Source organism: Erythrobacter insulae, from assembly GCF_007004095.1.
GTDB classification, from domain to species: domain Bacteria; phylum Pseudomonadota; class Alphaproteobacteria; order Sphingomonadales; family Sphingomonadaceae; genus Erythrobacter; species Erythrobacter insulae.
Window position 1 is genome coordinate 1,758,222 of sequence record NZ_VHJK01000001.1, and the last position, 15,708, is coordinate 1,773,929.

General features: G+C 56.6%; 24 protein-coding genes. 11 read left to right on the top strand and 13 right to left on the bottom strand.

Features of this window, described 5'->3' with window-relative positions; genetic code table 11:
• Positions 1-8 precede the first annotated feature (8 nt).
• A complete protein-coding gene (locus FGU71_RS08330) occupies positions 9-614 on the top strand; it encodes a helix-turn-helix domain-containing protein (RefSeq protein ID WP_142788133.1) in 606 nt (201 codons plus the stop codon).
• 143 nt (positions 615-757) lie between these two features.
• Here the strand turns inward: FGU71_RS08330 and FGU71_RS14280 are convergent, their stop codons facing one another.
• Both FGU71_RS14280 and FGU71_RS08335 read right to left on the bottom strand, forming a co-directional pair.
• Positions 758-886: a hypothetical protein gene (locus FGU71_RS14280; RefSeq protein WP_267901811.1), complete on the bottom strand. Its 129-nt coding sequence runs from the start codon at positions 884-886 to the stop codon at positions 758-760.
• 64 nt (positions 887-950) lie between these two features.
• Positions 951-1,445, bottom strand: a complete 495-nt coding sequence (locus FGU71_RS08335) for a YaiI/YqxD family protein (protein ID WP_142788134.1) — start codon at positions 1,443-1,445, stop codon at positions 951-953.
• 283 nt (positions 1,446-1,728) lie between these two features.
• On the opposite strand from FGU71_RS08335, the gene FGU71_RS08340 reads away from it, so the two are divergent.
• From FGU71_RS08340 to FGU71_RS08350, 3 genes are all read left to right on the top strand, one after another.
• Complete coding sequence (locus tag FGU71_RS08340; protein ID WP_142788135.1) at positions 1,729-1,941, top strand: cold-shock protein; 213 nt, start codon at positions 1,729-1,731, stop codon at positions 1,939-1,941.
• Positions 1,942-2,025: 84 nt separating this feature from the next.
• Positions 2,026-2,241: a hypothetical protein gene (locus FGU71_RS08345; protein WP_142788136.1), complete on the top strand. Its 216-nt coding sequence runs from the start codon at positions 2,026-2,028 to the stop codon at positions 2,239-2,241.
• Positions 2,242-2,326: 85 nt separating this feature from the next.
• Positions 2,327-2,680 (top strand): HPF/RaiA family ribosome-associated protein, encoded by a 354-nt coding sequence (locus tag FGU71_RS08350; RefSeq protein WP_234035698.1) that lies wholly within the window; start codon positions 2,327-2,329, stop codon positions 2,678-2,680.
• Positions 2,681-2,687: 7 nt separating this feature from the next.
• On the opposite strand, the gene FGU71_RS08355 is transcribed toward FGU71_RS08350, so the two are convergent.
• The 4 genes from FGU71_RS08355 to FGU71_RS08370 form a co-directional block, all read right to left on the bottom strand.
• Positions 2,688-3,269, bottom strand: coding sequence for a lipocalin family protein (locus tag FGU71_RS08355; protein ID WP_234035699.1), 582 nt, complete (start codon positions 3,267-3,269; stop codon positions 2,688-2,690).
• A gap of 38 nt (positions 3,270-3,307) precedes the next feature.
• On the bottom strand, positions 3,308-4,288 hold the full coding sequence (locus FGU71_RS08360; protein WP_142788137.1) for a patatin-like phospholipase family protein: 981 nt from the start codon (positions 4,286-4,288) through the stop codon (positions 3,308-3,310).
• 64 nt (positions 4,289-4,352) lie between these two features.
• The gene (locus tag FGU71_RS08365) at positions 4,353-4,670 is read right to left on the bottom strand and encodes a hypothetical protein (RefSeq protein ID WP_142788138.1); all 318 of its coding nucleotides are present in this window, start codon (positions 4,668-4,670) and stop codon (positions 4,353-4,355) included.
• 167 nt (positions 4,671-4,837) lie between these two features.
• A complete protein-coding gene (locus FGU71_RS08370) occupies positions 4,838-6,088 on the bottom strand; it encodes an FAD-binding domain-containing protein (RefSeq protein ID WP_142788139.1) in 1,251 nt (416 codons plus the stop codon).
• Between the two features lie 209 nt (positions 6,089-6,297).
• On the opposite strand from FGU71_RS08370, the gene FGU71_RS08375 reads away from it, so the two are divergent.
• The 4 genes from FGU71_RS08375 (at position 6,298) to FGU71_RS08390 (ending at position 9,190) form a co-directional block, all read left to right on the top strand.
• On the top strand, positions 6,298-6,870 hold the full coding sequence (locus FGU71_RS08375) for a fasciclin domain-containing protein (RefSeq protein WP_142788140.1): 573 nt from the start codon (positions 6,298-6,300) through the stop codon (positions 6,868-6,870).
• Positions 6,871-6,924: 54 nt separating this feature from the next.
• Complete coding sequence (locus tag FGU71_RS08380) at positions 6,925-7,455, top strand: COG3650 family protein (protein WP_142788141.1); 531 nt, start codon at positions 6,925-6,927, stop codon at positions 7,453-7,455.
• A 254-nt stretch (positions 7,456-7,709) separates the two neighbouring features.
• Positions 7,710-8,795 carry a PAS domain-containing protein gene (locus tag FGU71_RS08385; protein ID WP_267901812.1) on the top strand — a complete coding sequence of 362 codons (1,086 nt, stop codon included), beginning with the start codon at positions 7,710-7,712 and terminating at the stop codon, positions 8,793-8,795.
• Positions 8,792-9,190, top strand: coding sequence for a response regulator (locus FGU71_RS08390; protein WP_142788142.1), 399 nt, complete (start codon positions 8,792-8,794; stop codon positions 9,188-9,190). Before FGU71_RS08385 ends, FGU71_RS08390 begins: the two co-directional genes overlap by 4 nt.
• A gap of 5 nt (positions 9,191-9,195) precedes the next feature.
• Here FGU71_RS08390 and FGU71_RS08395 read toward each other — a convergent pair whose 3' ends face one another.
• Positions 9,196-10,629 carry a S41 family peptidase gene (locus tag FGU71_RS08395; RefSeq protein ID WP_142788143.1) on the bottom strand — a complete coding sequence of 478 codons (1,434 nt, stop codon included), beginning with the start codon at positions 10,627-10,629 and terminating at the stop codon, positions 9,196-9,198.
• Between the two features lie 260 nt (positions 10,630-10,889).
• On the opposite strand from FGU71_RS08395, the gene FGU71_RS08400 reads away from it, so the two are divergent.
• Together FGU71_RS08400 and FGU71_RS08405 are read left to right on the top strand one after the other, a co-directional pair.
• Positions 10,890-11,483: a YbhB/YbcL family Raf kinase inhibitor-like protein gene (locus FGU71_RS08400; protein WP_142788144.1), complete on the top strand. Its 594-nt coding sequence runs from the start codon at positions 10,890-10,892 to the stop codon at positions 11,481-11,483.
• 27 nt (positions 11,484-11,510) lie between these two features.
• Positions 11,511-11,762, top strand: coding sequence for an SWIB/MDM2 domain-containing protein (locus tag FGU71_RS08405; RefSeq protein WP_142788145.1), 252 nt, complete (start codon positions 11,511-11,513; stop codon positions 11,760-11,762).
• A 69-nt stretch (positions 11,763-11,831) separates the two neighbouring features.
• On the opposite strand, the gene FGU71_RS08410 is transcribed toward FGU71_RS08405, so the two are convergent.
• Both FGU71_RS08410 and FGU71_RS08415 read right to left on the bottom strand, forming a co-directional pair.
• On the bottom strand, positions 11,832-12,236 hold the full coding sequence (locus tag FGU71_RS08410; RefSeq protein WP_142788146.1) for a DoxX family protein: 405 nt from the start codon (positions 12,234-12,236) through the stop codon (positions 11,832-11,834).
• Positions 12,233-12,682, bottom strand: coding sequence for a cupin domain-containing protein (locus tag FGU71_RS08415; RefSeq protein WP_142788147.1), 450 nt, complete (start codon positions 12,680-12,682; stop codon positions 12,233-12,235). Before FGU71_RS08415 ends, FGU71_RS08410 begins: the two co-directional genes overlap by 4 nt.
• 52 nt (positions 12,683-12,734) lie before the next feature.
• Between FGU71_RS08415 and FGU71_RS08420 the strand changes: the two genes are divergently transcribed.
• The gene (locus FGU71_RS08420) at positions 12,735-14,039 is read left to right on the top strand and encodes a dipeptidase (protein WP_142788148.1); all 1,305 of its coding nucleotides are present in this window, start codon (positions 12,735-12,737) and stop codon (positions 14,037-14,039) included.
• A gap of 15 nt (positions 14,040-14,054) precedes the next feature.
• Here FGU71_RS08420 and FGU71_RS08425 read toward each other — a convergent pair whose 3' ends face one another.
• The 4 genes from FGU71_RS08425 to dapD all read right to left on the bottom strand — a co-directional run bounded on the left by FGU71_RS08425 (position 14,055) and on the right by dapD (position 15,599).
• A complete protein-coding gene (locus FGU71_RS08425; RefSeq protein ID WP_142788149.1) occupies positions 14,055-14,246 on the bottom strand; it encodes a DUF3008 family protein in 192 nt (63 codons plus the stop codon).
• Positions 14,246-14,473: a hypervirulence associated TUDOR domain-containing protein gene (locus tag FGU71_RS08430; RefSeq protein WP_142788150.1), complete on the bottom strand. Its 228-nt coding sequence runs from the start codon at positions 14,471-14,473 to the stop codon at positions 14,246-14,248. The genes FGU71_RS08425 and FGU71_RS08430 overlap by 1 nt, the downstream gene beginning before the upstream one ends.
• 67 nt (positions 14,474-14,540) lie before the next feature.
• A complete protein-coding gene (locus tag FGU71_RS14115) occupies positions 14,541-14,702 on the bottom strand; it encodes a hypothetical protein (RefSeq protein WP_185960243.1) in 162 nt (53 codons plus the stop codon).
• A 60-nt stretch (positions 14,703-14,762) separates the two neighbouring features.
• Positions 14,763-15,599, bottom strand: a complete 837-nt coding sequence (gene dapD / locus FGU71_RS08435; protein ID WP_142788151.1) for a 2,3,4,5-tetrahydropyridine-2,6-dicarboxylate N-succinyltransferase — start codon at positions 15,597-15,599, stop codon at positions 14,763-14,765.
• Positions 15,600-15,708: the final 109 nt, after the last annotated feature.

Consider the following 15,708-nt stretch of genomic DNA (forward strand, 5'->3'; position numbering starts at 1 on the left):
CCTGACAGATGGCACACACACCCGAAACCCTCCCCGCCGCCGCGTCCTTTGGCACGCTCACCGCATTGTCTGAACCCAAAAGCTGGACGCCCGAGCGGCAGTCCGCTTTTCTCACTGCGCTGGCCTCTTCGCATTCCGTGGCGCAGGCGGCGCGGATTGTGGGGATGTCGCGCCAATCCGCCTATGCTTTGCGGGCGCGGTTAAAAGGGGAGCCGTTTGATCTGGCGTGGCATGCGGCGCTGCGATGCCGGTTTGATGCGCTGGCCGAGGCCGCTTTGGAACGCGCGCTGCACGGGGTGGAGGTGCCGCATTTCCATCAGGGGGAGCTGATCCACACCTCGCGCCGGTTTGATGAACGGCTCACCGTGGCGCTGTTGGCGATGCGCGATTCGCTCGGCCCGCCGCGCGTGCCCTCTCATCATGCCGCCGCCGGATATGGGGCGGAGGATTTCGGCCCGCTGGTATCGCGCGTCGCGGATGGCCCGGAAACATGGGATGAGGAAAGCCGTCTGGAATATGAGGCGTTCTATCATCAGCACGGGCCGGAGGAGGGGGATGAGTATGAGGATGATGATGAGGATGAAGGCGGGGAACGCGAGCGTGAGGGGGACTGAATTTGGAAAAGTGTCACCCGGTGCCTACATCCGCAAAATGGCGCAATTCTGCGGCTTTTATGCTGTAGGACACGGGTGACATGTTGGACAATGTGTCATGCGTTTTGCGTCTGACACATCCTGGCCCGCAAGCGTTGCCGGCTCTAGCTGTTCTTCATATTCTCCAGACCCTTTATCCCGCCGGGTTTGGTTGAAGGTTGGGAGGCGTTGGTTTTCACCTTTTCCTTTTTGGGTTTGCGGGCTTCGCGGTTCGATTTCTGTCCTTTGGACATAGGTTTTCCAATCGGGGCGGAAGGCCCCGGCTGCAACCTACGCCTGTCTGCGGGGGAATGCGCGTTAATTCTGAGCCGGCGGCAGGCGCGAAAGCCGGTTCATCTCCCGGTCGAGCTGTTGCAGGAACCGCGATCGGTCCGCTTTGCTAAACGGGGGCGGGCCGCCTGCGTTTGCTCCCATGGGCCCGTCCATTCCGGCGCGCAGGTCCTCCATAATGGCGCGGGTCGCCACCGCGCCGCCGATGCTCGCGGTGTCAAACGGTTTGCCATTATGCGCAAGGACGGCGGCGCCCGATTTGATGCACCGCTGCGCCAGCAGGATATCGGCGGTAATGACGACGCATGTGTTCGGGGGCGCGGCCTCGGCAAATTCCGCGATCCAGTCATCCGCGGCGTCAAACCCGTCATCCACCACAACGCGCTTTATCCGCGGGCTGTCAGGGATACGGAACGGCGAATTGCTGACCACGCGAACATCGGCTTTAAACCGGTCGGCAACGCGGTACACCTCGTCCTTTACAGGGCAGGCATCGGCATCAATCAGGATCGTCAGTGTCATAAGGCAGGCGTAGCGCGACTTTGCGCGAATGACCAAATGTGAGGCCAAATATTACGCAAATCAGCAATAATTAGGTAATCCGGCGATACTGTGCTACATCATCTCCGCTGACGTCGGAATACGCGACGGACTTCGACTTTTGACGACCGCCGCTTGCCCTTACCCTTTTCGAGTATCGGCCCCGGCGTAAACCAGACGACGACTTCCTTTTCCTGAACGATTTGACGCACGACTGCCTGGCATGTTCGCCGGGCGGCACTCTTGTTCTTGAAAGGAACATCGCATGGCCAAGACTGGCACCGTAAAATTCTTCAACACCGACAAAGGCTATGGTTTTATCCAGCCTGACGATGGTGGCAACGACAGCTTCGTCCACATCAGCGCCGTTCAGGCTGCTGGCATGCACTCGCTCGACAAAGAGCAGCGCGTCAATTTTGACGTCGAAGTGGGCCGGAACGGCAAAGAAAGCGCCGTAAACCTGTCGGCTGCTGACTAAATTGGATGTGCGGGCGCGGCGGCTGTAATGCTGCTGCGCCCCATCCTTTCTTCGCCATTCCCTCCACTCCTTCAGGAGCCAATAATGGCCCAGACATATGAATTCTATCGCGACCGCGCCGATGAGGCCGCGACCAAAGCGAAAGAAGCGACTTTGGATAATGTCCGCGATCGCGAATTGCGGTCGGAAAAAACGTGGCGTGCGCTGGCCAACCAGGCTCAAAAAGTCGCCGCCGACCGAGCGAAAGCCGAAGATGAGCGCGCGGCAAAACGTGCAGCCGAGGCAATCGCAGAGCAATAGTTTACACTCGCAATCGGGCTCAAACTTCCCATATTATGCGCAGGCGATACGTTCGCCTTGTTTAGCATTGAGAGAGGAGACCCCGATGTCCGACATGCAGTTTCAATTCAATTCCGATAGCTCTGTAATGGGCACTGACAATGTCGCGGAACGGATCGAAAATCAGGTTCGTCATAAACTCGCCCGGTTTGAAGATCGCCTGACCCGGCTTGAAGTGCATGTTTCCGATGAAAATGCGCGCAAGGGCGGGGCAGACGACAAAACCTGCCTGATCGAAGCGCGTCCGCGCGGCGGAAAGCCGCTCGGCGTGACGGAACATGCATCAGACATCGATACCGCCGCCCGAAAAGCGGCAAATGTGCTCGCGCAAAGGCTGGAACGGCATTTCGGCAAAAGCGAAAAGCACAAGCATGAGCCGCGACCTGACAAAGTTTTGTGAGGCGCGATTAGGGGCCAGGTTGCTGGGTTAAACGCACCAGGCTCCAATCATAACCAAGCTCGCGGACTCGCTCTTCCAATCGGGCTTTAAGTTCAGGTGAAGGGCGAGCCTCGCGGGTCAGCATCCAAAGATAGCGACCGCTTGGTTCACCCACAATTGACCATGGATATTGGCCGCTGGCATCAGGATCGCCGCGATCAAGCACCCAGTAGTCGCCATAAAATGGGCCGAAAAAGCTGACCTTAAGCTTCGCGCCCTGGCTGCCTGCAACCACTTTGGCCTTGCCTGTGGATTGATCGAATTCGCCGTCCAAGCCATTTTTGTAACAGGAATTGACGACCCGGATTTTCGCATTGCCTGATGTCTCGCGCAGCGAATATTCCGCCGTCACACCCTCGCACCCCGTCTGGAAGGGCGCTTCGTACCGGCCGTATTCGTACCACGTCCCAAGATAGGCAGGTAAGGCGACTGGCCTTGACGGTTGCGGCACCGCTATATTGCCGACCGGACCGGGCGATCCAACACACGCGCCGAGGTTGAGCGCCCAGCCGGCGAGCGCGCTTGCGATAATTTTTTTAGAAAACATCATGCGCTTTGAACGGCGGAGCGCTTCGCATGGTTCCGCCTTTAGCCTTCGGAGCTTTCGTCCAGCCCCAGAAACGGGCCAAGTTCATCCCAATTGTCACGCACGATCTGGCGCCCGCGCTCGATATTCTCGGCGATAAGTTCGGGCACGAATTCAAGCGTCTTATGCAGATTGGTCGGCGGCCTCAGCACCATGGTTGGCACAAAACTGTATCGATCAATCTGCGCACCCAGCGGTTCCATCACTTTCGCAATCTGCGCGGGGGAAAGCCCTGTGCCCTCCAATTCGGCGCGTTGCTTGGCTTCCGCTTCGAGCAGGTGGTTGATCAAATCGACGTTGCCCAAGTCATTGTCGGCGACTTCCTCGGTCAAAAGGTCCACCGATCGCAAACCGATTTTTACGACGTTCCTGTATTCTTCGGGCTCGGTTGCCTTGGGCCCCTCGGCCCGTACCGCGAGGATTGCCCGAGGCCGTTCGCGCAGAGCCGCGCGCAAAGGTGTGACATCGCGCAAGCCGCCATCGACCCATTGTTCGAGCAGCCCGTTTTCATCGCGGGTCCTGAACGGAGGGAAGGCCGGTGGCTGAGCGGCGCTGGCATACACCCAATCCGCGATATTATCGGTATTTTCGCCAACAATCCGAAGTTGTCCGTTGGTCAGGTTTGCGACTGCCAGACGCAGTTTTTTCCCGGTCGCGCGGATCTTTGCATCGTCAAATGTCTGATGGAGCAAAGTACGCAGTGGCCCGGTGCTAAACAGCGAATCCTTGCCGGTTAAAACCGCCCAGATTTCGCCGCCCCGGCTGCGATAAATGTCATCGTTTCCTGTGATGCCAGTCCACAGATCGAGCAGTTTTCCGATATCATTTTGCGCCACACCCGCAGCTTGGATCGCACCCGTTGATGTGCCGACAACTGTTTCAAAATCGACCCCGCGCTGTTCGATCAATTCATCGAGAACGCCCACCTGAAATGCGCCGTGCGCGCCGCCACCGCTTAATGCAAGTCCGAGACCACCTGCCATGATTGCTCTCCTAAAAAAGCCGCGCTGCTCCGATCACAGGCGGCCCCGGTTGCAAGAATTGTTATCAGGCGGGGACCATTTCTCCAGACCATCCGTATTGCAATCCATCGGTTGAATCGGTGCGGATAAGGTTCATGCTGATGGAAACCGGTGCGCTCCCTGGACCTTTCATTGTCCCTCCGACGGCGATGAATTCAGGCGCAGTCTGATCATCGCTTCCACCGAGAAAGAACGCAGAATAGTTGCGTCCAGGCACACTATCGGCAGCGGCCCATTCGCCTGTTACGGCGTAATTCACGTCTTGGAATACGACAGTCCCGGCCATTTGCCCGTTTCCATTTGCGCTTACATTGATTGATGCACTTCCATCAGTGCTTTTCATTACCCACATAAATTTCCCCCTTGAACTCGAATAGAGATCGTTAGATTTTGCGCACCCTGCCGTGTTTACTGCATGAGAATTGGAAGAAGAGATAGGGGAAATTAGTGGCAGGCTGAAATATGCAGCATAGTGATTGTCGCAAATGGCGGTGTCTTTATGGTCGTAACTTATGAAACAGCGACAGAAAGGCCGTTGATCCCCGTCTCATCTAGGATATCCGGAATCTTCTTTTTCACGCCGAAAAATCCGGCTTTGGCCAATGGCCATGTTGCGCGGTTCAGATCGTCTAATAAAATTGCGAGCCGGTCAGCCTCTATGATGGGCGACAATTCAGGCATCAACGCATCGCGTGTCCAGCCTTGCGGCAGGTACGGCACGGCAATGCGATCCAAGTTTGCGCCGCGTAAGATGGTTTCAAGCCCGCCTTCGTTGTTCCAAAACTTCGCATCGCAGCCATAGGCACGAGCCGCTTCTTCCACGCCAAGACTGACTGCAGTTTGTGCAAATTCCCGGGCTGGCTCTCCAACTGCCATGGTTGATCGCGCATCAGGGCGCGCGGCTCCAATTATCAGCGACGGTGCAGAGGGCAGGTTAAGCGGCACATGGCTTGCGTTTTCATCATGCAGGAGCAGGGCGTAAGGCCGATCGAGTGTGTTTTCGGCATATGGTGCGGGCAGATCCAGCGCCTGCCGCGCATATTCGCGATTGTCTTGGAGCGGCTCAGCCTCCTGTGCCAATCCTTCCGCAGTCAACGGGCCGCCAGATTGGTTCGCTGTATACCGCTCGATGTTATCGGGTCGGGCCTGATAGGTTTTCCCTTTTGTGTGGAGGCCGCCAACCCACCGCCAGCTCAACGTGTTTGACGCCGCATCCCCATCCATCAGGTGGCGCACAAAGAAATCGGCACCCAGCGTCCAATCGAGTTTAAGCGTGAATATCCAAATGCTCGCGAACCACATGCGTGCATGGTTGTGAAGGTATCCATGCTCGGTCAATTCGCGGGCCCATGTGTCAAAGGCTGCGATTCCGGTTCGGCCCTCGATTGCCTCTGTGTAGGCTTTTTTCAGGCCGGCATTGCGGTCCAGCGCCGCAATAGCATCGCTGCGTTGACTACAATAGTCGCGCCAGATTGCCGGTCGCTGCTCCAGATATCCCTTGAAATAGACGCGCCAGAAAACCTCTGCGACAAATTTTTCCGATGCGTCGCTGCTATGGTTGGCAAGGGCGCAATTGATGACTTCCGCTTCTGAAATCACGCCTGCGTGAAGCCAGGGCGACAATTGCGAGACATTCTGCCGCATACCGCTGTCGGGAACACCGTCATCGTAGTTGCGTGTATTGGCGTAATGTCGCCCTGCGCGGGGAAGAAATTGATTAAGCTGCGCGATGGCGGCAGCGCGTGTCGGTGTGAAAGTCATGATCGTTTAACCGCGTATTCGGTTCACGGTTCCTGATCGGGCGGGGCAGCGTTCAATCCGCGCCGCATAATATTATTTCACGGCGAGGACATATATTTTGGAACATCCAAGCGGCTTGTCCGTTCGTAGTTATGAAGGGGAAAGGCTTTGCCCATGGCTTCCGCGCCGCCCCGAAAATCAACACCGACATGTAAATTCAAGGATTTCCTATGAAAACGCTCAATATCACTCTCGCATCGACTATTGCTCTTGCACTGGCAGCATGTGCCCCAGAAGCCGAAACCGGCGACGCGATGACTGCCGACGAAACTTCCGTAGCCGAAGATGCCGTTGCAGCTGGAACCATTGTCGAAGTCGCACAGGGCGACGAAACATTCTCGACCTTGGTCGCAGCCGTAACAGCCGCCGGTCTTGGTGAAACGCTTTCGGGCGAAGGACCGTTCACCGTGTTCGCGCCAACCAATGATGCGTTCGCAAAGATCCCAGCCGAAACGCTGACGGAGCTGACCACCAACGACACCGAAACGCTCGGAAGCATTCTGACGTACCACGTTGTCGAAGGCGCCGTTGACGCCGCAACACTGACAGCAGCCATCGAAGGTGCCGGTGAAGAAGGCTACACCGTAACGACCGTAAACGGCGGCACATTGACCGCGACGATCGTCGACGGCGCAGTGGTCCTCACCGATGCGGCTGGCGGAACAGCGACTGTCACCGCGACAGACGTGGAAGCATCCAATGGTCTCGTCCACGTGATCGACACCGTGCTGATGCCAGCGTAATCGCCGCGCACAACAAGAGATAGATCATAATTGATCACGCGAAGGCGGGCCCAGATGGGTCCGCCTTTTGCGTTTGACAGGGCACCGCGTTATGCGGACCCGATGCAGCATGAATTGACGATAGAGCGCCGTTGGGCATTAGGATGCACGTCATTGAAATGGGTGTCATTGACAGGCGTGCTCCTTCTCACCGCGTGTTCGGCCAGCGACGGAATTGACGAAGATGGCGCGGTATTCGGCGGCATCAGCCCAGAAGCGACAATCAATCTGGTTGGGAATGAGCCGTTCTGGGGGTTTCAGATCGTTCCAGAGGGGATGGGATACACCGCGACTTATACCACCCCGGAAAACATCGCAGGTACTGCCGCGATGGTCACTCGGTTTGAAGGCAATAACGGGCTTGGCTTTTCAGGCGAACTCGATGATGCAGCTTTGCAAATCGCGCTGACGCCGGGTGAGTGCAGCGATACGATGAGCGATGCGATTTATCCCTATACCGCAACCGTGTCGGTGGGCGATGTGACGCTGTTTGGGTGCGGCTATACCAGCGATGAGCCGGCATCAGTGGGTCCTAACGCGCTTTAGATCCTGCGCGGGTCACTGATCCCGCATTTTGCGGGGGCGCCGGCAAAATTTTCTGAGCCCCGTGTTGCAGCGCAGTGAATTGGAATTGTTCAGTAATCTGAGCAGCAATGCGCCGCATATGATGTGCAATTCATCGTACATGGACGATTTCCACGGAACGGCTCCTGTGCACTAACGTTCGATCACAGACGGACAATGGCCGTTGCTACGCCGCCTTTCTCAAATGCGGCCGGCGCGACGGGAAAGCAGGTTTTGTGAATACTGATGACGAACGCGAACCGCAGCGGGTCTCCCAGGCCTCAATGCGTTTCGATGATGCCCCTGACAGATTTAAGGCAGGCAATGCGAGCGACCGGTTCTCCGGCGCATCAGGCGTCCTTTTTGAACAAGCCATGGCGCAAACGCGCATGGCGATTTCTTTATGCGATCCGCATGCAGAAGATTTGCCGATTGTTTTTGCCAATCGCGCATTTCGCCAACTGACCGGGTATTCCGAAGACGAGGTCCTGGGCCGAAATTGCCGTTTTCTCCAAGGGCCGAAAACCGATCCGGAGCCAATTTCGCGGATCCGCAAAGCTATTGAGAACGAAGACGTCGTCGTCGTCGAATTGCTCAACTATCGCAAGAATGGCACGACATTCTGGAACGCGCTACACCTTGGCCCGATCTATAATGACAGGGGCGAGCTGGTCTATTTCTTCGGAAGCCAGTGGGATGTCTCGGATGTCCGCGCTGCCCGCGCCGAAGAACAGCACGCCAAAGAAATGGCGCGAGAGCTTTCGCACCGCATGAAGAACATGTTCGCGGTGATTTCCGGCATCGTCAATGTCACGGGCCGGATGCGCGGCATCCAAAGCGAGGCAGCCGAGATCAATTCGCGTATTCAGGCATTGGGCCGCGCCTACGAAACCACTTTGGATAATGCATCCAGCGGCAGCATCGAAATTGGCGAGGCAATCCGCGCTGTCCTGTCACCTTATGACCGCGATGAAGAACGATTGAAGTTCGATGGCACGAGCGCGAGCATGCCGTTCACCACCATTTCAATTGTCGGCCTGATCCTGCACGAACTCGCTGCAAACGCTACAAAACACGGCGCATGGGCATCGGAAGGCGGCAGGGTCTTGGTCAATTGGTCGCTTGTTGACGATGACAGCGCGCTTGCGATTACATGGGAAGAGCACGGCGGCCCGAAAGTGGACTCAGCTGCCATTGAAAAGGGCACTGGCACCACGATTGTTGACCGGCTGCTTTCAGGCGGGCGTGGGTCAATTACCCGTGAATGGCGCGACACCGGTTTGTTTGTAACGGTGAAGGTGCCCACGCGGAACGCCGCATGACGCAGACCTATCGCCTTCTCATCGTTGAAGACGAACCATTGATCCTCATGGATTTGGAATTCGCAGCCGAGGATCGGCATTGCTCTGTGCATACAGCCACCAATTGCACCCATGCGATGTCGATTATTGGCGACAATCCAGATGCAATAGATGTGGCGGTGCTTGATGTTTCGCTCGGCGGCGGGGAAACCTGTTTCCCAATCGCCGATGCGCTAAGACAACGTGATATCCCGTTTATCCTGCATTCGGGCGATCTCAATCGGCATGACGAGCACATCCGGTCTTTGGACGCGCCGCTTATCGCGAAGCCATCGTCAGCCGAAAATGTAATCAGCGCCGCCATCGCATGTGCGAACGGCGGCGAGACTGGCGCTAAGCGCCCCGCCGCCGATTAACGATTCTAGAACAGACCCGGAATTTCATACTGCGCTGCATTGGGGCGTTCAGGCTGCAAGACTTCGCGGCCGCCAACGCTTTGCGTGGTTTGCCCGGTGCCCCCGCTGATTGCGGTACAGCTTCGCCCTGCAAGGAAATCCAGTGCAGTGGAAATTGAGGCTTCCGATGCGCTGCCCAGCGGGTTGAAAATATCGTCATTCGCCAGGCATGTATTGGGCATTTCGCTGGCCATCCCGGAGAAGTATTCACCCCGGCCATCCGCATTGACAGTCTGGAACGTGACGGCACGAACGCGCAGATCACAGGCGTCAAGGTCGAAACCAAACTGTCCAACCGGCTTACCCGATGTGTTCTCTCCGATAAGCGCGATGTTTGCCGGATCCACATATGGGATCATCGCGTTCATCACCAGCTCACTGGCAGAAGCCGAGCTGCGCCGCCCGATAAAGGCGATTTTGGTCGGCTGAATTGCGTTGGGTTCGGTTTCAAACCGGCGGGTCGAGTTTTCTTCGGACTTTGAAGCCCGCAAGATCGTTTCGCTCCAGATCTGACTGATGCGGCCAGACCCCATCAGATCGCCGAATGTATCGGCAACACTAACCAGACCGCCGCCATTATACCGGAAATCAATAATCAGCTCGGTGACGCCCTCTGTCCCGAATTGCGCGAATGCCGCGCGCAACTGGTCGGCTGCGTCCGAAACGATAAAGGTCCGCAAATTGATATAGCCGACTTTTTTGCCGCCATCATTCAGAACCAGCGCGCCATAACGATCGGAAATCGGATCGAGTGAAAAATCGCTTTTGGCAATCGCTTGCTCAATCACTGCACCGCCCGCTTGTGCAAAGCGCAGGACACGCGTGACCCCGGCATCAGACGGGCCGAGCGCATTGACCACAGATTGGGGGCCGCCAGCGGCCATCAGGGATGACACTGTTTGAAGATTGTTGGTGTCAGTACCGATTGCCAACAGTTCGGTGCCGCGATCCATACCAGCGCCAAATCCGTTGCCGTTCTCAAACGCCTCCAACAGGAACACGCGGTTGTTCACGGTGTCATAGGCAAGCCGGATGCCGAAACCTGCGCTTGAACCGGAACTGATCAAAGCGTTTTCTTCGGCGATGGACGTGGCGAAGGTAAAGCCGCGATCGCGGTTTTGAGCGCGTGCAGGTGCCACGCGCGCATTCAAATAGGTTTGAACGTCCGAAATACCGTCGCGGCTGACCGTGTTATCCAGCAGGTTAGGGAACAGATACCATTCGTCGAGGACTGCATCGGCAAAATCCAGCTGATTGGCAATCGAACAGGCCGAAGGTGCAGGTGAGCTGGTTGGCGGGGGTGCCGGATTGTTATTCGTCGGCGGCGCGGAACCGCCGCCTCCGCAGGCGACCAGCGCGAAAGCGAGCGTTGTTGAAACGGCGGTGCGACCAAAATTCATGCAATGCGACTCCGGGAATTGGTTCGATATTTTTGGCTTGGAAATTAAGGCAAATACGCCTTTAGAACGGGCGCTGACCATGCAATGGACTATTTATGACTGCAAGGCCGAACACGCCTTTGATCTGCCTCTGGAGGTAAATTCAGGTATTTTTGGGAGAATTTGCAGAGTTTTCCGCAGAAAGCGGGGCAAATCGCGCCCTTGCGGCTCGTTTACTGCCCCATATCCGACTAGCTAAAGACATATGGAAAGACAGAATCATGACTGAACTTCCCGATTGGCTCACTCCCAATCTGCCCGAAGCTGCGCGGCATCCCGGCCTTGCGATTGCGCAGCTGGGAGACAAGCGTTCTTTCGGGCGCGGCGGCTTTGTGCTGTCCAGTCCGGCATTTGATACCGGTGAAGAACTTGATCCGTGTTTTACCGCTAAAGAAGAAGACGCAGTGGCCCCGCCTCTGGAGTGGACTGCGCCTCCTGCGGGATCACAAGAGCTGATCCTGATCGTAGAAGACGCGACCACAGATGGCGATGTGCCGCAATGCCATTGGCTGGTTTGGGGTCTTGCCGGACAGCGCGGCAAACTGCTTGAAGGCGAAGTTCCGCCTCGCACAGGTAAAAACCACCTTGGAAATTCTGAATGGCTGCTGCCGGATCCACCGGTAGGAAAGACACGCAACTACGTGTTCCAGTTATTCGCAACCGAGCTTCCGCTCACACTCATGCCCGGCGCAAGTCGCGACGATTTGGTGGCCTCTTTAAAAGGGTCGATCACGGGGTGCGCGGTTCTTACTGCACCTTTCACCGGCGTCGAAGCCGATGTCGGTGCGGCGTGGGACGAAGAAGAACTAAACTAACCTGCCGTTATAAAAGGGAGAAATACCATGGCTGGCAAGACGAACGCACTACAGAAACCGGTGCAACTTTCAGGCGAACTCGAAGCGGTAATCGGTAAAGGCCCGATGACCCGTGCACAGGTCACTTCGAAAGTCTGGGAATACATCAAAGGCAACAGCCTTCAGGATGACAAAGACAAACGTCAGATCAATCCCGATGCCAAGCTTGGCGCGGTGATCGGTAAAGATCAGATCTCGATGTTCAAGATGACAGCTGCGGTGTCAAAGCACCTCACCTAAGTACCAAGCCTCTTGAGGCACGTTAAGAAGCAGCGGCGTGGGCATTGGCCTGTGCCGCTGTTTCTTTGTTTAAGGTTGCCGCACTTTGGCTTTTGGTCCGACGACACCTCCCGTCCAAAGGGCCAGCCAGATCAGGATCGGCTGAGCAATCATGCGCGGGATATGATAGCCAAGTCCAAGTCCGCCATCAGCGCGCGCCATATCCATCGCGAAATGATTGATATTGGCGGGCCAGACACATAGCGCATAAAGCGCAAGGCCAATGCCTGCAGCCTGCCGTAACTGTTTGGAAAATGGCTGGAGAAGGCCGACCGCGCCGGCAATCTCTGCCACCCCTGTCCATAAAACCACAGCCTCGGGAAAGGGCACCCAGCCGGGCGTGATAGTCAAAAAGGGTTCAGGCCGGACAAGATGCGCGTAGCCGGCATACCCGTAAAACAGCGCGAGTATCACGCGAAGGATAGTTTTGATCATTGTCCTGGTTCCCATTGCGGCGCGGCAAGTTCAAATCCTGCAAAATCAAATCCTGGCACGACAACGCATGAAACGAGCGTGTACCCTGCCGCGTCATGCTGCGGTGTGCGGGACCGTGCCGCTTGCCAGCCGCCTGACGGGATCAGACCTTGGAGATTCTCGCCATCGTCAAAGCCTTTGCCAAGCGTCAGGGTTTGCACCGGTCCGGCATCTGTCATGGACAATCGCAGCTCCAACGGATCGCCCGATTGCCACAGCCACAGTTCATCGGCATCAACCCTGTGCCAATGCGAGTTTTCACCAGCCTTCAAAAGAAAGATGATCGCGGTACCGCGCGCTCGGCCAGTGGAATCATCGCCTGCGCGCCACGTTTCGCGGTACCATCCGCCTTCGGGATGAGGTTGTAGCTGCAATTGTTTGATCAGTGCGTCCGCGCTATCGTTCATGGCTACATCTGTGTCCTTGTCTGTGCCCCTTTTTACGGGAGTTCCATTTTTAATGTCATACCGCGCTCTTTCACTCGCCGCCATCGCAACCTGCCTTGCTGTTCCCGCTTTCGCGCAAAGCATGAGCGGTCAAGATGATCCGGCGGTCGCGATAGACCCGGCTGAGGCGCTGGCGAATGCGGCTCTGGACGCAGCGCCTGTGTTTGATGGCCACAACGACGTGCCGATCCAGCTGCGATCGCGGTTTGATAATCAGATCAACAATTTTAACTTCACCGATACTCTGAATACCGGAGAGACCCATCCGCAAGGCCGCGTGATGCACACCGATCTCAACCGGCTGGCCAAAGGGAAGGTGGGCGCGCAATATTGGTCGGTTTATGTGCCTGCTAGCCTAACCGAACCCGAAGCGGTTCAGATGACGATGGAACAAATTGACGTCATGAAGCGCCTGATTGCGCGGTATCCCGATAGCTTGAGCTATGCGGAGACAGCGGATCAGCTGGAAACCGCTATGGCGAATGGCAAAGTCGCGTCGATGCTGGGTATGGAGGGGGGGCACTCGATCGGGTCGAGCCTCGCCGTGCTGCGCCAGATGTATGCACTTGGCGCGCGGTATATGACACTCACGCACTCTTCCAACACACCGTGGGCAGACAGCGCAACCGACAGGCCCGAGCATGGCGGTTTGAGCGACTTTGGCAAGGATGTGATCCGCGAAATGAACCGGATCGGCATGTTGGTCGATCTAAGCCATGTCAGCGAAGAGACTATGCTGGACGTTCTTGATGTGGCGAAATCGCCTGTCATCTTCAGCCATTCCGGGGCCCGCGCGATAAACGGCCATGCGCGCAACGTTCCCGATAGCGTCCTGGCGCGTCTGCCTGCCAATGGCGGGGTTGTGATGGTGGTTGGCTTGCCCGGCTTTTTGAATGATGAGAACCGTCAATGGTATGCGGAGCGCGAAGCAGAGGTTGCCCGTCAAATGTCGCTTTATCGTGGTCAACCAGACATCTGGGCCCGCGCGATGGCGGAATGGGATGCTGCCAATCCCGAGCCGCAGACCATGATCAGCCACATGGCGGACCATATCGACCATATCAAATCGGTCGCGGGGGTGGAGTATATCGGCATTGGCGCGGATTATGACGGGATGCCAACCGGCCCTTTGGGTATGGAAGACGTGACCGGCTATCCGGCCTTGTTTGCCGAGCTCGCCCGGCGCGGTTATTCGCAAGTCGAGCTTGAAATGATATCCAGCCGCAATGCAATTCGCGCGCTGAGAGATGCCGAGCAATATGCTGCGGGTGTTGCCGATGAACTGCCAATCGAAACCATCCTACAGACGCAGGAGTAGCACCCTGAACCGGGTTCAGCCCTCGGCGGCTGTCTCCGGTAGTTCATCGTGAGGGGTGGAGGCCATTTCCTCCAACTCATCCTCAGCCATGCTTTCGAACATTTCGATCGAGGCACCTTGAAGGTCGGATTTGTCCAGGTCGCCTTGCTTTGCCGAAAGGGCGGCACCTGCGGCCTGTTGCTGCGCTTTGCTTGTCGCTTTGGGCATCAATCTTGTGCCTCAAGCTCGCTACCAAGCTTAAGCACTTCGTCGCCATCTTGCTGTTTGATGAGATAAGCGGGATTATCAGAATCACCATTTCGGGTGACCTCTGTGCCTTGCAGGGTCCGTGATACTTCGCTTTCGAAGCGATCGACGATCTGGCCTTTGCCTTCGCCGTTACCCCAATTCCATTTGACGTATTGACCCGTCTGGAAGCTATTCGGATTGCTCATCGTTATCTCCTGAAGTCTCAGGAAATCAATGAGTAACGGCGGGCGTGGTTCCGCCCGCCATCACGTTTTACCGCGTAACTCCTGTGAGATACGGCAGAATCCAGACCACGGTCATCGCAATGATCGCGATGAGCAGCCCGATGCCGAGCACATACCGCATCTTACCTGTGGTATGCGCAGCGCGTGCATCGTCGTCTTCTATGTGAATTTCATCTTTATTGTCGGCCATGTGCCCTCCGGTATTTCGATTATATTGATTGAAACGGTGCGCGAAAGGCCTCGTTCCAGATTAATCGCGTAGCAGCTCGTTAATTCCGGTCTTGGAGCGCGTCTGCGCGTCCACTGTTTTGACGATGACTGCGCAATAAAGCGAAGGCCCCGGCGAACCGTCAGGCAGCGGTTTACCCGGCAATGCGCCCGGCACAACAACAGCATAGGGAGGCACTTCGCCCATGTGAATTTCACCCGTGGCGCGGTCTACAATCTTGGTCGATGCGCCGAGATAGACACCCATCGAAAGCACGGCCCCTTCGCCAACCCGCACGCCTTCGGCGACTTCGCTTCGGGCACCAATGAATGCGCCATCACCGATAATGACCGGTCCCGCCTGAAGCGGCTCAAGAACGCCGCCAATTCCAGCGCCGCCCGAAATATGTACGTTTTTGCCGATTTGGGCGCATGAACCAACAGTGGCCCAGGTATCAACCATCGTGCCTTCATCAACATAAGCGCCGATATTGACGAAACTCGGCATCAAAACGGCGCCTTTTCCGATAAAGCTGCCGCGCCGAGCGACTGCACCGGGCACAACCCGGAAACCAGCCTCACGAAAGCGGTTTTCACCCCATCCTGCGAACTTGTTAGGGACCTTGTCGAATGCGCGCTCGCCGGCTGACGCGCCTTCCATGATGCCATTGTCGCGCAGGCGAAATGACAGGAGCACCGCCTTTTTCAGCCATTGATTGACGTGCCAGCCGCCATGGCCATCAGGCTCCGCGACCCGCGCTGTGCCGTCATCCAGCATGGTGAGGGCTTCATTCACAGAATGGCGAACGTCGCTGCCCGGAGTGATTTCGGAGCGATTATCCCAAGCGGTTTCGATATCGGCAATGAGTGTTTCTGTCATGTTTCCTCTGGCACGTTTGATCAGATGAGCATCGCCGCTGCTAGACGCGGAAAGCCGGTCCGACAAGTCGATAGCAACGATTGCAATGTTCTCTTGTGCTTATGCGCAA

What these genes read in the sequence shown, in the direction of transcription:
- FGU71_RS08330 (WP_142788133.1), top strand. Translation starts at nt 9, where the DNA reads ATGGCACACACACCCGAAACCCTCCCCGCCGCCGCGTCCTTTGGCACG.
- FGU71_RS14280 (WP_267901811.1), bottom strand. Translation starts at nt 886, where the DNA reads ATGTCCAAAGGACAGAAATCGAACCGCGAAGCCCGCAAACCCAAAAAG.
- FGU71_RS08335 (WP_142788134.1), bottom strand. Translation starts at nt 1,445, where the DNA reads ATGACACTGACGATCCTGATTGATGCCGATGCCTGCCCTGTAAAGGAC.
- FGU71_RS08340 (WP_142788135.1), top strand. Translation starts at nt 1,729, where the DNA reads ATGGCCAAGACTGGCACCGTAAAATTCTTCAACACCGACAAAGGCTAT.
- FGU71_RS08345 (WP_142788136.1), top strand. Translation starts at nt 2,026, where the DNA reads ATGGCCCAGACATATGAATTCTATCGCGACCGCGCCGATGAGGCCGCG.
- FGU71_RS08350 (WP_234035698.1), top strand. Translation starts at nt 2,327, where the DNA reads ATGTCCGACATGCAGTTTCAATTCAATTCCGATAGCTCTGTAATGGGC.
- FGU71_RS08355 (WP_234035699.1), bottom strand. Translation starts at nt 3,269, where the DNA reads ATGATGTTTTCTAAAAAAATTATCGCAAGCGCGCTCGCCGGCTGGGCG.
- FGU71_RS08360 (WP_142788137.1), bottom strand. Translation starts at nt 4,288, where the DNA reads ATGGCAGGTGGTCTCGGACTTGCATTAAGCGGTGGCGGCGCGCACGGC.
- FGU71_RS08365 (WP_142788138.1), bottom strand. Translation starts at nt 4,670, where the DNA reads ATGAAAAGCACTGATGGAAGTGCATCAATCAATGTAAGCGCAAATGGA.
- FGU71_RS08370 (WP_142788139.1), bottom strand. Translation starts at nt 6,088, where the DNA reads ATGACTTTCACACCGACACGCGCTGCCGCCATCGCGCAGCTTAATCAA.
- FGU71_RS08375 (WP_142788140.1), top strand. Translation starts at nt 6,298, where the DNA reads ATGAAAACGCTCAATATCACTCTCGCATCGACTATTGCTCTTGCACTG.
- FGU71_RS08380 (WP_142788141.1), top strand. Translation starts at nt 6,925, where the DNA reads ATGGGTCCGCCTTTTGCGTTTGACAGGGCACCGCGTTATGCGGACCCG.
- FGU71_RS08390 (WP_142788142.1), top strand. Translation starts at nt 8,792, where the DNA reads ATGACGCAGACCTATCGCCTTCTCATCGTTGAAGACGAACCATTGATC.
- FGU71_RS08395 (WP_142788143.1), bottom strand. Translation starts at nt 10,629, where the DNA reads ATGAATTTTGGTCGCACCGCCGTTTCAACAACGCTCGCTTTCGCGCTG.
- FGU71_RS08400 (WP_142788144.1), top strand. Translation starts at nt 10,890, where the DNA reads ATGACTGAACTTCCCGATTGGCTCACTCCCAATCTGCCCGAAGCTGCG.
- FGU71_RS08405 (WP_142788145.1), top strand. Translation starts at nt 11,511, where the DNA reads ATGGCTGGCAAGACGAACGCACTACAGAAACCGGTGCAACTTTCAGGC.
- FGU71_RS08410 (WP_142788146.1), bottom strand. Translation starts at nt 12,236, where the DNA reads ATGATCAAAACTATCCTTCGCGTGATACTCGCGCTGTTTTACGGGTAT.
- FGU71_RS08415 (WP_142788147.1), bottom strand. Translation starts at nt 12,682, where the DNA reads ATGAACGATAGCGCGGACGCACTGATCAAACAATTGCAGCTACAACCT.
- FGU71_RS08420 (WP_142788148.1), top strand. Translation starts at nt 12,735, where the DNA reads ATGTCATACCGCGCTCTTTCACTCGCCGCCATCGCAACCTGCCTTGCT.
- FGU71_RS08425 (WP_142788149.1), bottom strand. Translation starts at nt 14,246, where the DNA reads ATGCCCAAAGCGACAAGCAAAGCGCAGCAACAGGCCGCAGGTGCCGCC.
- FGU71_RS08430 (WP_142788150.1), bottom strand. Translation starts at nt 14,473, where the DNA reads ATGAGCAATCCGAATAGCTTCCAGACGGGTCAATACGTCAAATGGAAT.
- FGU71_RS14115 (WP_185960243.1), bottom strand. Translation starts at nt 14,702, where the DNA reads ATGGCCGACAATAAAGATGAAATTCACATAGAAGACGACGATGCACGC.
- dapD (WP_142788151.1), bottom strand. Translation starts at nt 15,599, where the DNA reads ATGACAGAAACACTCATTGCCGATATCGAAACCGCTTGGGATAATCGC.